The sequence below is a fragment of the Proteus sp. STS61-E genome, from assembly GCF_040932335.1.
GTDB classification, from domain to species: Bacteria; Pseudomonadota; Gammaproteobacteria; order Enterobacterales; family Enterobacteriaceae; genus Proteus; species Proteus mirabilis_B.
Genome location: NZ_JBFQGE010000001.1, coordinates 1126254 through 1141834 on the forward strand (window position 1 = coordinate 1126254; position 15581 = coordinate 1141834).

Annotated in this window: 13 protein-coding genes; 9 read left to right on the forward strand and 4 right to left on the reverse strand. The window is 37.2% G+C overall.

The window, feature by feature from the left end; all coding sequences use genetic code 11:
- The first annotated feature begins 270 nt into the window (after positions 1-270).
- From AB4J89_RS05320 to AB4J89_RS05340, 5 genes are all read left to right on the forward strand, one after another.
- Complete coding sequence (locus AB4J89_RS05320) at positions 271-1128, forward strand: metal ABC transporter substrate-binding protein (RefSeq protein WP_223672508.1); 858 nt, start codon at positions 271-273, stop codon at positions 1126-1128.
- Positions 1125-2012, forward strand: a complete 888-nt coding sequence (locus AB4J89_RS05325) for a manganese/iron ABC transporter ATP-binding protein (RefSeq protein ID WP_088495795.1) — start codon at positions 1125-1127, stop codon at positions 2010-2012. Before AB4J89_RS05320 ends, AB4J89_RS05325 begins: the two co-directional genes overlap by 4 nt.
- 2 nt (positions 2013-2014) lie before the next feature.
- Complete coding sequence (locus AB4J89_RS05330; protein ID WP_088495796.1) at positions 2015-2926, forward strand: metal ABC transporter permease; 912 nt, start codon at positions 2015-2017, stop codon at positions 2924-2926.
- Entirely contained in the window at positions 2923-3780 is an 858-nt protein-coding gene (locus AB4J89_RS05335; RefSeq protein ID WP_088495797.1) for a metal ABC transporter permease, read from the forward strand. The genes AB4J89_RS05330 and AB4J89_RS05335 overlap by 4 nt, the downstream gene beginning before the upstream one ends.
- Positions 3781-3934: 154 nt before the next feature.
- Positions 3935-4807 carry a fructosamine kinase family protein gene (locus AB4J89_RS05340; RefSeq protein WP_088495798.1) on the forward strand — a complete coding sequence of 291 codons (873 nt, stop codon included), beginning with the start codon at positions 3935-3937 and terminating at the stop codon, positions 4805-4807.
- 134 nt (positions 4808-4941) lie between these two features.
- On the opposite strand, the gene AB4J89_RS05345 is transcribed toward AB4J89_RS05340, so the two are convergent.
- Positions 4942-5481: a YniB family protein gene (locus AB4J89_RS05345; RefSeq protein WP_088495799.1), complete on the reverse strand. Its 540-nt coding sequence runs from the start codon at positions 5479-5481 to the stop codon at positions 4942-4944.
- Between the two features lie 199 nt (positions 5482-5680).
- On the opposite strand from AB4J89_RS05345, the gene hxpB reads away from it, so the two are divergent.
- The 4 genes from hxpB to AB4J89_RS05365 all read left to right on the forward strand — a co-directional run bounded on the left by hxpB (position 5681) and on the right by AB4J89_RS05365 (position 9862).
- A complete protein-coding gene (gene hxpB / locus AB4J89_RS05350; protein WP_349473349.1) occupies positions 5681-6349 on the forward strand; it encodes a hexitol phosphatase HxpB in 669 nt (222 codons plus the stop codon).
- Between the two features lie 309 nt (positions 6350-6658).
- A complete protein-coding gene (locus AB4J89_RS05355) occupies positions 6659-7225 on the forward strand; it encodes a metal-dependent hydrolase (RefSeq protein WP_088495801.1) in 567 nt (188 codons plus the stop codon).
- Positions 7226-7468: 243 nt separating this feature from the next.
- Positions 7469-8860 (forward strand): L-cystine transporter, encoded by a 1392-nt coding sequence (locus AB4J89_RS05360; protein WP_023582401.1) that lies wholly within the window; start codon positions 7469-7471, stop codon positions 8858-8860.
- Between the two features lie 138 nt (positions 8861-8998).
- Positions 8999-9862, forward strand: a complete 864-nt coding sequence (locus tag AB4J89_RS05365; RefSeq protein ID WP_368468364.1) for a hypothetical protein — start codon at positions 8999-9001, stop codon at positions 9860-9862.
- 85 nt (positions 9863-9947) lie between these two features.
- Here AB4J89_RS05365 and htpX read toward each other — a convergent pair whose 3' ends face one another.
- From htpX to prc, 3 genes are all read right to left on the reverse strand, one after another.
- The gene (gene htpX, locus AB4J89_RS05370; protein ID WP_088495802.1) at positions 9948-10826 is read right to left on the reverse strand and encodes a protease HtpX; all 879 of its coding nucleotides are present in this window, start codon (positions 10824-10826) and stop codon (positions 9948-9950) included.
- Between the two features lie 415 nt (positions 10827-11241).
- Positions 11242-12594 carry an OprD family outer membrane porin gene (locus AB4J89_RS05375; RefSeq protein WP_088495803.1) on the reverse strand — a complete coding sequence of 451 codons (1353 nt, stop codon included), beginning with the start codon at positions 12592-12594 and terminating at the stop codon, positions 11242-11244.
- Between the two features lie 910 nt (positions 12595-13504).
- Complete coding sequence (prc, locus tag AB4J89_RS05380; protein ID WP_088495804.1) at positions 13505-15565, reverse strand: carboxy terminal-processing peptidase; 2061 nt, start codon at positions 15563-15565, stop codon at positions 13505-13507.
- Positions 15566-15581: the final 16 nt, after the last annotated feature.

Genomic DNA, 15581 nt, shown 5'->3' on the forward strand with positions numbered 1-15581 from the left:
TAAAAATAATCTCTCACACAAATAGTTACGAACTATTGTTAATTTTTGTGACAAAAACCGACAATCTACTTAACATTTCTTGGAATACATGTTGTTATCTTATTTCTAGTCGTTATCAAATGAAGCTTTTTACACAGAGATAACTTGACTTTTTTGAAATGATATTGATAATCATTATCAATTGAGAAAATAACTCTGCAACTATAAGGCAATAATAATATGGATATATTTCGCTCTGTACACAAACTTTCACTTACGGCTTTATGCCTTATGGCATCCGTATTTTTAACAGCACCTACACAAGCAAAAGATAAACTAAAAGTTGTCACCACATTTACTATTATTCAAGATATCGCTCAAAATGTGGCTGGAGATGCTGCGATTGTTGAATCAATCACAAAACCCGGCGCTGAAATTCACGATTACCAACCCACTCCTAAAGATATTGTAAAAGCTCAAAAAGCAGATCTTATCTTATGGAATGGTTTAAACCTTGAACGTTGGTTTGAACGCTTTTTTAATGAATTACGTAACGTACCTGCTGTTGTTGTCACTGAAGGCATCACACCAATGGCAATCAGTGAAGGCGCTTACAAAAACAATCCTAATCCACACGCATGGATGTCACCGAATAATGCATTAATCTATATTGAAAATATTCGCAAAGCGCTTGTTGAACATGATCCCGATAATGCAGCTATTTATAATCAAAATGCGGCAAATTACGCAGAAAAAATTAAACAACTTGATGCACCATTAAGAGAAAGATTATCTCGTATCCCACAAGAAGAGCGTTGGTTAGTAACCAGTGAAGGTGCATTCAGCTATTTAACCAATGACTATGGCTTTAAAGAAGTTTATTTATGGCCAATTAATGCCGAAGAACAAGGCACACCACAACAGGTTAAATATGTGATTGATACAGTTAGAGAACACAAGATCCCTGTTGTCTTTAGCGAAAGTACAATTTCAGATAAACCCGCAAAACAAGTCAGCAAAGAAACTGGCGCAAAATACGGTGGTGTTCTTTATGTTGACTCACTTTCCGCTGAAGGTGGTGAGGTTCCTACTTATATTGATTTAATTACTATTACAGTAGATACAATTGCGAAAGGATTTGGGCAATGAGCAATGTAAAAGCTAATCCTACATTAACTGTTGATAATGCCACGGTTACTTACAATAACGGCCATACGGCTATTTTTGATGCAAGCTTTTCTATCACTGGCGGCACTATTTGTGCCCTAGTGGGCATCAATGGCAGTGGTAAATCCACACTATTTAAAACCATTATGGGGCTGGTAAAGCCCTCTAAAGGTAAAGTGACATTAAACGATAACCCTATCCAACAGGCATTAAAACAAAATATGATCGCCTATGTTCCGCAAACAGAAGAAGTTGACTGGAATTTTCCCGTCCTCGTTTCTGATGTTGTGATGATGGGACGTTATGGAAAAATGGGCTTTTTTCGTATTCCTTCAAAACGCGATCATGAAGTTGTTGCAGCATCATTAGAACGCGTTGGCTTGTCAGGTTTAGGACATCGCCAAATTGGTGAGCTTTCAGGTGGTCAGAAAAAACGTGTTTTCTTAGCACGAGCAATGGCTCAAGAAGGTACTGTATTATTACTTGATGAACCGTTTACTGGTGTCGATGTTAAAACAGAAAATGCCATCATCGAGCTTTTACGCAATTTACGCGAAGAAGGCCACTTAGTTTTAGTCTCAACGCATAACTTGGGTAGTGTTCCTGAGTTTTGTGACCACGTTATTTTGATCAATAGAACCGTGTTAGACAGTGGTCCAACTGAAACAACATTTACACAGAAAAACTTAGAACACGCATTCGGTGGTGTATTACGCCACATCAGCCTATCGGGTTCTGATCTTCATGATGATGACGATCCACGCTCACTCACTGTCATTACTGATGATGAACGTGCTGCCGTCTTCTATGGTCATCAAGAAGAACACACTCCAGCGCACCAAAGCCAGCGCAAACAGGGAGATTAGCCATGCTAGATTTACTCCTACAACCTTTTGAATATAACTATATGGTGAAAGCGATTTGGGTAAGTGCCTTAGTGGGTGCTGTCTGCGCTTTTCTTTCATCCTATCTAATTTTGAAAGGTTGGTCGTTAATGGGAGATGCCCTTTCCCACTCAGTTGTTCCCGGTGTTGCAGGGGCTTATATATTAGGTTTGCCTTATGCAGTCGGTGCCTTTTTTACGGGTTTGCTCGCTGCATTATCAATGACATTTATTCGTCATATCACACGCCTTCGTGAAGATGCCGTTATCGGCTTTATTTTCTCCACTTTTTTTGCCTTTGGTCTGTTGCTGGTTTCGCTTAAACCGACAGCCGTCAACGTTCAGACCATCATTCTTGGAAATATTTTAGGTATTGCTGATGAAGATGTATGGCAAGTTGTGATTATTACAGGTGTCTCTTTCTTAGTTTTATTTTGTATCTGGAAAGACTTGCTGGTGGTTTTCTTTGATGAAGTTCATGCAAAATCAATCGGCTTATCGCCACTAAAATTAAAAATTATCTTTTTTACTCTTTTGAGCGCATGTACTGTTGCAGCTCTTCAAACTGTTGGTGCCATTCTTGTTATTGCTATGGTAGTAACACCCGGAGCAACAGCTTATTTACTCACAGACCAATTTAAACGACTTGCAATTATTGCTATCTGTATTGGCACAATAACAAGTGCAGTAGGTGCTTATCTTAGCTATTTCTTTAATGGTGCAACAGGTGGCGTGATTGTCACAATGCAAACATCTCTCTTTTTGTTGGCTTTCTTATTTGCGCCTAAACACGGCATGTTAGCTGCTCGCCGTCGTGCTCGTCAGAGTTCACAACAGTTGATCACACAATCTCATCAACATAAAGGATCAACAAAACAAGAAGAGGTGGAACTATGAATGAGTTGATGGAGTTTTTCATTGAACCTTTTCAATATCCGTTTATGCAACGCGCTATTGTTGCAGCCATTATTATAGGTATCGCCTGCGCTATTTTATCTTGTTATATGGTATTAAAAGGTTGGTCTTTAATGGGGGATGCTATCTCTCACGCCGTTTTACCTGGAGTCGTTCTTGCTTACGTCACCGCAATTCCATTAACTGTAGGCGCATTTCTTTCTGGACTATTTTGTTCTTTCGCCACAGGTTATTTAAAAGATCACAGCCGTATTAAAGAAGACACCGTGATGGGAATTGTATTCTCTGGCATGTTTGCAGTAGGTTTGGTCATTTTTGCCAGTGTCGATACCGACCAACATTTAATGCATATTTTATTTGGTAATATTTTAGGCATTACACCGGATGTATTAACTCAAATTAGTATTATCTGTGCAATCACCATCACTATTATGCTGGTTAAGCAAAAAGATTTTATGCTTTATTGCTTCGATCCAAACCAAGCAAGAATTGTTGGTTTACCCGTCACATTATTACACTATGGATTACTGTCTATTTTGGCATTAACCATCGTTGCCTCAATGCAAGCCGTTGGGATTATTTTGGTTGTCGCCATGCTTATTTCACCGGGGATCACCGCGTATTTATTAACACGCAGTTTTTCACGCATGATTATGTTAGCAATTGTATTTTCTGTTGCCTCTAGCGTTATAGGAACATTTATTAGTTTCCATATTGATGGAGCAACAGGCCCATGTATTGTGCTAACGCAAGCTGTGTTCTTTATTATTGCGCTACTCTGTAATCAGATTAAATTAGCAAAAATAAAGCGACAAACAAAACCCGCTAACGCCTGATAATATTCTTTATCTTAGCAAAAACGGGATAATCATCCCGTTTTTTAGCTTTATACTTTATTGATTTAATTAAAGTGTTATTGTCATAGTATAAACATCGCTCGTTATTATTTTATTTGGGTCTACTAAGTAAACAACTTTGCGAGGTGTAAGTATGTGGCAGAATATAGGTCGTTTACTGGAATCAAACTTAGGATTTTCAGCAAAGATAAACGAAAAAATTCACCTTTCTAGTGGCGATATTCATCACACATGGAAAATTTATTATGGTGATACGCCTGTTTTTGTGAAATCCAACTTGCGTGAATTTCTGCCTAATTTTAAAAATGAGGCAGAACAACTCGAAATGTTGGCAAAAAGCCAAACAATTCGAACTCCTCGGGTTCTTGGTATCGGTAATAGTAAAGATGCCAGCTTCCTGCTTCTTGAGTTTTTGCCTGTTCAACCATTTACACCTCATAGCGCCTACTGTTTTGGACAACAACTAGCAAGACTACATCAGTGGGAAGACCAACCTAGCTATGGCTTTGATTTCGATACCCAAATCGATACAACACCTCAACTCAATAGCTGGGAAAAACGCTGGAATCACTTTTATTCAGAAAAACGTATTGGCTTTCAGTTACAACTGGCTTCTGAGAAAGGCATGATTTTTGGGGATATTGATGAGATCACTCAAATCATCAATCATCGCCTTGCTGATCATAATCCACAACCCTCTTTGCTTCACGGCAACTTATGGCCTAAAAACTGCGCTGCAATTGGTCAATCAGAAGGTACGGTGTTCGATCCTGCTTGTTATTGGGGAGATCGAGAGTGTGATATCGCGATGTTACCGCTTTGCACAGCAGTACCTGCAAATATTTTCGATGGCTATCAAAGTGTTTGGCCACTATCAGATAAGTTTTTATCACGTCAGCCTATTTACCAACTCTATTTCTTCCTTAACCGTTGCAATCTATTTGGAGGAGAGGAAAATTATTTAGAAGTCAGAAAAATAATTGATGACCTATTAGCAACACCTTAATAGGAAACGAGTGAAGTCGTGCTGAGATAAAATACATAAACTAAAAATATAACCTCGCCAGATTCAGTTGTGCGAGGTTTATTTTTCCCTTTAGTTAATATAAATGAACCGTCCTCGTTCACTTTAAAGCAGTGTTACCATCCTAAGAATTTCATCAAAAAATAGCCGATTGCAATGACAATTAGAGGTGATAGATAAAGCACCATAATTTGCGTAAAGATAGTATGTCGAGGCAATTTGATATTTTGTTGCAATTCCTCAGCCGTCACACCACTTTTCATTGCACGCTCTATAATCAGCTGATCTTGTATATTTTCCTTCAAATATTTCACTTGGCGATAAATTCGTAATCCTGATGCACTAAATGCTAAGCCAATAAACATAAAAAGAAAGATAACAAAAAAAGTGATATTTTCTTGGCTAAATCCCATTTGTGTATTGGGGATAGGTGAATTTCGCCAGAAAAAATCTAAGAAAGGTGTATTAAATTGCACCATTTCCGCTAATACACGAAAAAAGTCATTAATTACGGCATTTACACCATCACCACTTGGGCGTTGTATTGCAGCCAATCCTGTCAATGATACGGCTGTCGAAATAAAGGCAGGAATAAAAATAAGCCAACCAAGTACACGCTTTAAAATGGCATACAATCCTGCATATTGATAACTCATCACATCCTCACTAGTAGAATTCGTCAATATTTATCTGTTTATCGTAGTCTAATTAACGGCTAATACGACAATAAATTAATAGTAGCTATTCTCTCTATTTATTTTACACAATAAATAAGAAACTGATTAAAAAGATTTTCTTTGTAACTCTTGCTACAATCGCCACTCGACAACATAGACCTTATTTATGGAGAGTAACATGTCTTTTAAATTCCCTATTGAAGCTGCAATATTTGATATGGATGGTTTATTAATCGACTCTGAACCATTTTGGCAGCAAGCAGAACATGAGGTCTTTGCTGAATTAGGCGTCGATTTATCCCTCGCATCGGCAATGCCCGATATGGTTGGGTTAAGAATAAACGAAGTCATTGATTTATGGTATAGAGCATCACCTTGGCAAGGCCTGTCAAAACAAGAAGCAAAACAAAAAATGGTTTCTCGTGTTGTCAAATTGGTCGAAGAAACAAAGCCACTATTACCGGGTGTCGAGCATGCTTTAGAGCTTTGCAAATCATCAGGGTTAAAAATTGCACTGGCATCCGCATCTCCTGACTTTATGCTTGAGCGTGTACTTGAGTTATTTAATATTCGTCATTACTTCTCTGCCGTCGTATCTGCTGATGAATTGCCACACAGCAAACCTCACCCAGAAGTTTATCTAAACGCAGCTAAAGCTCTTAATCTTGATCCTATCCACTGTGTTTCATTAGAAGATTCTCGCAATGGTATGATTGCTTGTAAAGGTGCAAGAATGCGCTCTATCGTTGTGCCAGCAACAGAACAATTTAATGATAAACAATGGGGCTTAGCTGATGTAAAAATTGCGTCACTCAACGAACTAACGCAACTGCATTTATTGGGCTAATTTCCATAAATAAAAAGGATATTCTGCTTTGTAAGATATCCTTTTTATTCTATTTTTAATGTTCACAGCTCTCCTCACTCTTTTTATCTTTAAGGCATCCACTTGTGCATTTCGTTTAATGCCCACTTGCCTTTATCTAACTTTTCAGTTTTTTATCCTAAATTCGATCATTTTTAAATCAATCAAATAAAATATTCCTGTTATTCCTTAATATTTAAGGCAATTTTTATCTTTTTTGTCTGTTAGTTATCGTCAAAACCTTTTATACTTCATTACTGTATAAATGAACAGCAAACGAACAGACATGGAATGACAGCAGAAGGACATCTACTTTTTTCTGTAGCAACACTTGTGTTAGCGCAGAAACTTGAAATAACGCCAGCTCTTGCTCATGGTGATTGGTTTCACATGATCCCTGCTGTCTTATTAGGCTCACTCCTACCTGACTTAGATCACCCTGGTTCTATTCTTGGGCGATTATTCCGTATTATCTCTCTACCTCTATCAAAACTCTGTGGTCATAGAGGCTTTACACATAGCTTGCTTGCATTTTGTGGTTTAGCTATTTTGTGGGAAACCCAAGTTTCATCACGTTGGGATATTTCTGCTGATATCTTCCATGCCCTTTTATTGGGCTATCTTAGCCATCTCATTGCCGATATGTTAACTCCCGCTGGCGTTCCTTTCTTGTGGCCTTTAAAAATGCGTTTTGCATTACCTATTTTAGGCAAAAAGAATAATAAAAAAGGCGAGAGATTTATCTCTGTTTTGATCCTTGTTGGTGCGCTTTTTTTACCTCCTCACCTTACTGTTACCCTACCTTCGCAAGTCAACAACTGGTTACAGATGTACCACGATAAGCGTACTAATTTTTAACACCCCCTGACAAAACCCTACGTTTCTCTATCTATTTATAAATTCTTACATCTTTTTGTGCCTACTTTCCTTGTCTTTATAACCAAACGATTATATAAAATAATAATTAATTATAAAAAGTTATTAACAATCCTGTTACCATATAACGAATTGGTGCTGTTATATCCTTTCTTATTACCTAAGAACTCATATCGCATACAATCGTCGAAATTATATAAATAAAGATCTCGTTGGAGAGTTAAGATGAATTTTCCGTTAATCATTAACGTACTCGTCTTTGTTGTGCTATTACTCATCTTGGCTAAATTAAGTCAACGTCAGTGGAGCCTTTCAAAGAAAGTTCTTGTTGGTTTAGTTTTTGGTGTTGCTTTTGGACTAGCACTGCACGCATTCTATGACTCACACGATCCTATTATTAAAGAATCTATTCTTTGGTTTAATATCGTGGGTAATGGCTATGTACAACTGTTACAAATGATCATTATGCCATTAGTCTTTGCCTCTATTCTTAGTGCCGTAGCTCGTTTGCATCAAGCATCATCACTAGGAAAAATTAGTGGTCTCACTATTGGCACACTATTATTCACCACAGCTATTTCTGCCTTAATCGGTATTGTTATTGCTAATTTATTTGGCTTAACAGCAGAAGGCTTAGTGCAAGGTGAACAAGAAGCACAGCGCCTGATTGCGCTTGAACAAAATTATATGGGCAAAGTTTCTGACTTAACGATGCCACAACTTATTTTGTCATTTATTCCTAAAAATCCATTTGCTGATTTAACTGGTGCAAGCTCAACATCGATTATTAGTGTTGTTATCTTTGCGACTTTCTTAGGTATGGCAGCACTGAAATTACTCAAAGAAGATCAGCCTCGTGGTGAGAAAGTTTTAGTCGCGATTGATTGCTTACAATCATGGATCATGAAGCTAGTTCGTATTGTTATGATGTTAACACCTTACGGTGTAATGGCTCTGATGACCAAAGTTGTTGCAAGCTCAAATATGCACGACATCATTCAATTAGGAAGCTTTGTTGTCGCCTCTTATGTTGCTATTGGCTTAATGTTTGTTGTTCATGGTTTACTGGTCAGCTTTACAGGTTTAAACCCGATTAAATTCTTCAAAAAAGCGGGACCTTTATTAGCATTTGCATTTACAAGCCGTTCAAGTGCTGCAAGTATTCCGCTAAATATTGAAACACAAATTAAGCGTGTTGGTGTGCCAGAATCTATTGCAAGTTTCTCATCATCTTTTGGTACAACTATTGGTCAAAATGGTTGTGCGGGTATTTACCCTGCGATGTTAGCCGTTATGGTTGCACCTACTGTGGGCATTAACCCATTAGATCCAATGTGGATCGCAACTTTAGTTGCTATCGTGACTGTTAGCTCTGCCGGTGTTGCTGGTGTGGGTGGTGGTGCAACATTTGCAGCTCTTATCGTTTTACCTGCAATGGGCTTACCGGTGACATTAGTTGCTCTGTTAATCTCTGTAGAGCCGTTAATCGATATGGGACGTACAGCATTAAACGTTAGTGGCTCAATGACAGCAGGTACAATCACCAGCCAGATCATGGGACAAACCGATAAAGCTGTCTTCAACCAAGATGAAGAAACTGAACTTACAGTAAAATAAACTTTATCTACCTCTATTGATAAAGCCAGTTCATTTTGAACTGGCTTTTTTTTGTATCTATATTAAGTTACATATCTTCTATTAATATCATTCACCAATATCAATAAAAAAATCTACAAACATAACAAGGTAAAGATCGTGCAAAAAATTATGCGCGTTTTGCGTAAACTCTATAAATATGAAAACAGTCAATATGATCCTGAACGCCAAGTCTCACTGTATCAGCTTGATATTCTTTCAGACAAAGAACGAAACTTGTTATCTGAGGCCAATTGGCAACCTAATATTATAGAAAGATTTGCTGATCACGCTGATGTTATTACAAAACTAAATAGCTTAAAGGATAATCCATTACTCACCCAAGAACGTTGCTTGAATGCTTTTATTGCGGGTGTCGGTGGCAGTTATCTCAGAGGTCGTTCTGTTTTAGGGGCTTTTCATAAATTACAAAATTTGCCATTACACGATTATGAAGAGAAGCCTCAATATGCCTGCTATTGGGTTTGTAGTGATGGTGATCAGCAAAAACATATTAATGACAGCTATTTTCAATATTGCCTCTATTACGGTAATTCTTATACAGGCAATCCCTCTTATGCTTACTTGAATTTAAAACATCTACTCACCGTCACGCCTGTTAGCCCAACACAAGCAGATAAAGAGATCTTCAAGCAATTACTCCAATTATTGCGCAATGCACCTGAAGATGAGACACCGGGTAAATTTGAAAAGCGGTTAAATGAGGCTAAATTAATTTCTGGTGATAGATATACCAAACGAGGCGTTTTGCACTCACTTGCCTTAATTGGTGTTATTCCTAATGCCTATATTCCATTATCTTTGGATCATTGGGCTAATTTCGGCGATATTACCATTGCAGAAAATCAACTTAATAACACAAAAGGCCGCTCTGATATGGAAATGCCGTGGGCGGGCTGGAAAGGCAATCTAAAAATTGATGAAGAAAAAGTGGCGATATACTTTGGCGAATATTTAGATTAAACATCCTGTTCTTTATAAATAGAAAGCGCCCAATACTTTCATATCGAGCGCTTTAATTTGAGAGTTCGCGATTAGACTTTCAACCTTATTTCAGATACTCACCGTTACGTAGTGCTTCAATACGCTTATCTAATGGTGGGTGAGATAAAAATAGCTCGCTGAATGACTTATTACGGCCATTAATACAGAAAGCCATCATGCTACTTTCTTCTTGTGGCTCGTAACTTGTTTTCAAACGTTGCAATGCAGCTATCATTTTCTCACGACCGACAAGCTTTGCAGAGCCTGCATCTGCATGGAACTCACGATAACGTGAGAACCACATTGTAATAATGCTGGCAAGAATACCGAATACAATTTCCAGAACCATTGAAACACCCATATATACCCACGGGTTTCCATTGCTATTTTCGCTCTCTTCATCATTAGAGATAAAGTTGGCAACGAATTGGGCAATGATACGAGAAATAAAGATAACGAAAGTATTCACAACACCTTGTAGCAAGGTCATGGTTATCATATCACCATTAGCAACGTGGCTAATTTCGTGAGCAATAACCGCTTCCGCTTCATCACGGCTCATACTGGCTAACAAACCGGTACTCACAGCCACCAGCGATGCATCACGACGAGCACCTGTTGCAAATGCATTAATATCAGGCGCATCATAAATTGCCACTTGTGGCATTTTAATACCGACTTGTTCAGATTGGCGTCTTACTGTATCTAATAACCAGCGCTCTACTTCTGAAGTTGGGTTTTCAATAACTTGACCACCTACTGAACGTAATGCCATCCATTTTGACATTAATAGTGAAATAAATGCACCACCAAAGCCAAATAAGCCCGCCATGATCATCAAGCCTTGAACACTACGACCTTGTATACCTGTTAAAGATAAGATGATCCCAAAAACAAACATAACGGCTAAGTTTGTTAACAGGAATAAAGCAATTCTCATCATATTGATACTGTTCCTATTTTATCTAATTATCACATTGCAAAAACTGTCTTATAAATAAGGCTTTTTTAGATTTTATCAAGCCTTTTAACTTATTTAATATTAAAAACGATATAACTTTACATTTTGATAAAAAAAATAGCCAGTGAACACCTAATATTAGGCATCATTTAAAACTTAAGTATAAAGTGGGATTAATAATAGATGATGTGATTTTTCTGTTTTGTAAAACTGAAGGGATTACTCAGGAATGGTTTGTATCGTTTAATATAGTGGCAATGGGTTTATCATAAAAAATCATAACTCACGCGACGCGAACAACGGTAGAGTAACTGTCTCTGTATTTTTATGCACGACTTACAACGTGTATGCAAGTCGTGCATCTGATATAAGCAATAAGCTCAGTTAACGCTATAAATTACATTTTGAAACGATATGTAGTTGTCATAGAGCCTGATAATGAGTGAGCTCGTTGTGAGTGACCATCATAAAGTTTTGGTGTGGTGTAGTCGTTTTCTTGCTGGTGGTGCCAGCCGATACCACCGCTTAAGGAAACAGAAAGATTTTTGGTTGGCTTCCAATAACTAAATAAACCAAACTGCCCTTGTTTTAATCTTTCACCAGAATAGCTGAATTCACTATAGTTAGTACGCGCACCAACAGACAATTCCTCGTTAACTTTATATGCTGCTTCTAACGCACCCATAACCTCACCATCACGTACATAGTCAATATCTGCGTAAGCTGGTGAGTTAAAGCGTCCACGAGTATTACCAATTGGGTTACGAGCGAATTGACCAACACCATTAGCTTTTTCAGCATCGGTATATGTCACACCTGTACGAATTGTCCATGGTGACTCTGGAATGCGCCATTCCATGGTACCTGCAAAGTGCCATGCGTCATTATCAAAGTTACGTTTGCCTTTATTGGCATCACTTAATGTACGTTTACCATCACTACCGTAATCATGATAATAAACAACACCACCAATAGTCACATCTGAGGTTAATTTATATTTTGCTTCTAAACCGTGTTGACGGAATACATCATCCGCTTGACCATAGAAATAAAATACTTTTAACGGTTTAGAGTTGTAGTTAATACCACCAGTAAGGACATGGTCGATATTATGTCTAACGCCATTACCATCACTGAAATACATTCTGTCGATATTTGGGCTATCACGACGCATTACTTTACCGTCAAGGAACAGTAAATCTAAGTTCCAGTCACCCAGTGCTGTATTGGTTGCATAACCATTGTAGCTGTTTAATGACAGACGTTGCGAGTTAGAGAAGATACCTGTATTTTTCAGAGTAAACCAACCTGCTTTACCATTAATCATTACAGGATCTAAATCGAATTTAACTTTTGCAAAACGCTGACCAATTTTGTTATAGCCTTTTGCTTCGCCATCATCATTAAATAAAATTGCACGAGAGGCGAAGTCTTTACTTGCGCCTAATTTGATACCACCATAATAAGAGACATCAAATCCTAGAATGCCACCTAAATAACCTGATTTGAAATCAGCTTGGAAGTTTTGACCCCAAGCATTAGCAACTTGTTTTCTGTAACGCTGCTCATTTTTATCAAAGCGGTTTTCAGTTTTTAAGTATTTCCACATATTAATTGTAGAAAGCTCAAGTTCTGAATCTGAAATAAATGCGCTTTCTTTAATTGAATTTTCCCAATTCGCAGCATTAGCAGCGCCTACCGCTAAAAAACAAGGAGACAGCATAAACAATACTAATTTTTTTACTTTCATCTTAATGCAACCTGGTTAATAAATATTTGAATTAAGTTATACTGATTTATATTCAGCAAGTTTAATAAAGCACCATTTCTTTATTTAGCTAAAAAATAACCTTTGATTAAATTTATAGTTGCACCAATTTCAAGCAATAGAGTCATTTTTTGGCATAAAAAATCCAATATGGATATCTCACCATATTTATATTTACTTATTTTTTCGTAATAAAATCCTATAAGCAAATTGTAGATTATTTGCCTCTAGTCATGATCCCTTACGTAGAGAACCTTACTCTGAAAATATAATATTTCAGTTATGACATGTTGCTCTAAAAATACATTTTGAACTCATAGAATAAAGATAACTCATCATTTAGGTAAGATTTTAGCTAACGCGCCAATAATCAAAAATGACGCAAATATTTCATAATCTGTATACTATAGTAATCTTATGTCAATTTAAGAGATCATTGTCACAACATGTTACATTTATTGCAATAGACATGCCATCAAATGAGATCTTAATCACAATAAATAACTACTTTATCTTTTTATTCCACTTATATGAAAAGAAGTTTATTTCTTATCTAAAAATCAACCTAGTATTCTCTCTTATAGCTTACAAAGTTATTCAAGATATATTTCGAATTAAAAATTAAGTTACATAAAGTAAAATTTAAATATCCATTTATTAATAATTATTTATATTACTGGTAACTTAATATACTAAATAACTAAAAATATGAATGATCCCCCAAAAAAGATATTATTGGCTCTTTTAAAAGTTTTTTGATGGAATGCCTGATAAACATTGATTAGCAATGACAATTTTATATCTCGATTAATATAAATATAAAAACCCCCCAGCAATTGGTTATCCAACTATTGGGGGGTTGCTTTAAGCATCTGTAGTTATAACTGATAACTTAATTTAATAATTTCTTAGGCTTAAGCACTTTTGAGAGATCTACTGCAATTTTAGCAGTTTCATCTAAATAAGGATCTGGACCTTCATAATCCTTAGGCAAATCATCGAGTGATTTCAACGCAGGCTTACCCTCTAATTTAAAACGCTCATTTATGCGGTTTAATTTAATGGCTTCTAGCTCTTTGTTTTCTTTCTCTCTTTCAGCGAAGTTTAGGATAACAAATTTATCTTCACCTTTTGCTTTAGCATCGTTATAACGCTGAATATCAGCAAAGATGTATGAAAACTCTCGGTCATTTGCAATGCGCTTAGCATGCTGTTCAGTTAATGGTGCGAACGCCGCTTTCAGTTTGTCTGAATACTCAGATAGCTGATAGCTTGCAGGGGAAATACTATCCCAAGGCAATGCGTTATCTTCAAAACTTTCACCCATTTCAGCACTATCAAAGCTTGGTAACAATAAATCAGGTGTTACCCCTTTAAGCTGAGTACTACCACCATTAATTCGATAGAATTTTTGAATGGTGTATTGCACTGAACCTAAACCAGGCCAATCTGGGCTTAGCATTTGATCATAAACACGGGTTAATGGGCGATATTGTTGAACCGTTCCTTTACCGAAGGTTTGCTCACCTACAATTAATGCTCGTCCGTAGTCTTGCATTGCAGCAGCAAAAATTTCAGAGGCAGAAGCGCTAAAGCGATTTACGATAACAACTAGCGGTCCTTTATAATAAACGACATCATCTTTATCGAAATCTTGTCGTACACGACCATTGTTATCTCTGACTTGCACAACAGGACCACTTGGAATAAATAATCCTGAAAGTGAAATCGCCTCTGTTAATGCTCCACCGCCGTTACCACGTAAATCAATAACTAAAGATGAAACATTATCTTTCGCCACTTTTTGTAACTGTGTTTTCACATCATTGGTTAAACCAACATAAAAGCTTGGAATATCCAAAATTGCAACTTTATCACCATTAATGACTTTTTCAGTCAGCTTAACAGCTCTGTCTTCTAAACGGATTTGCTCTCTGACTAAAGTGATTGTTCTTGGTTTAGCACCTTTCTCATCAGAAATAACCTCTAATTTTACTTGGCTACCTTTTGGCCCTTTAATCAACGCAACAATATCATCAAGTCGCCAGCCGACAACATCAACCATTGGCTTATTTTGTTGCCCTACTGCAATAATTTTATCACCAACTTTCAACTCTTTGCTTTTTGCAGCCGGACCACCGGTTACCATAGAGTTGATCATTGGGTAATCATCATCCATCTGTAATACAGCGCCAATACCTTCTAAAGAAAGACTCATTTCAGAGTCAAAGGCTTCTGTATTTCTTGGTGATAGATAACTTGTATGAGGGTCAATTTCGCGGGCAAATGCCGACATAATGACTTGAAAAACATCTTCGCTTTGGCTTTGCGTTTGACGACGTAACGCAGCTTTATAACGCTTAGTTAGTGTCTCTTTAACTTCACTATCTGTTTTTTCAGATAGCTTCAGCGTTAACCAATCATATTTTACTTTTTCATCCCAAAGTTTATCTAGCTCAGCTTGAGTTTGAGGCCATGGCGCTTTTGTTCTGTCTAACTCAAACTTATCTTGGCCAGTTAAATCCATGGGTTTATCTAGGCGGTTTAGAGCATATTGAAAACGTTCAAAACGTCTTTTTTGCGCTAAATTAAAGAGATCATAAAGGGGCTGAAGTTCACCTTTTTTCAGATACTCACCTACTTTGGTTTTTTCTTTATCAAACTGGGCAATATCTGATGCTAGCAACACATTGTGGCTATAATCTAATAAATTAAGATAGCGATTAAAAATCTTTTCAGAAAAGCTCGCATCTAGCGAGAACTGACGATAATGAGAGCGTTCAAAACGAGAGGTTACTCGCTCGCTCACAGTAGAATGTTGTGGCTCTTGCTTTAATTCGGGTAACTGATCAATGGTTACCATTGCTGGAGTGGCTGGTTTTTCAGCCATCACAACAGAAGTGCCTGTTAACGTTAATCCGATTGCAAAAGCCACATTTAAAAGTTTGTTCATGCTCTGGTTGGCCTCC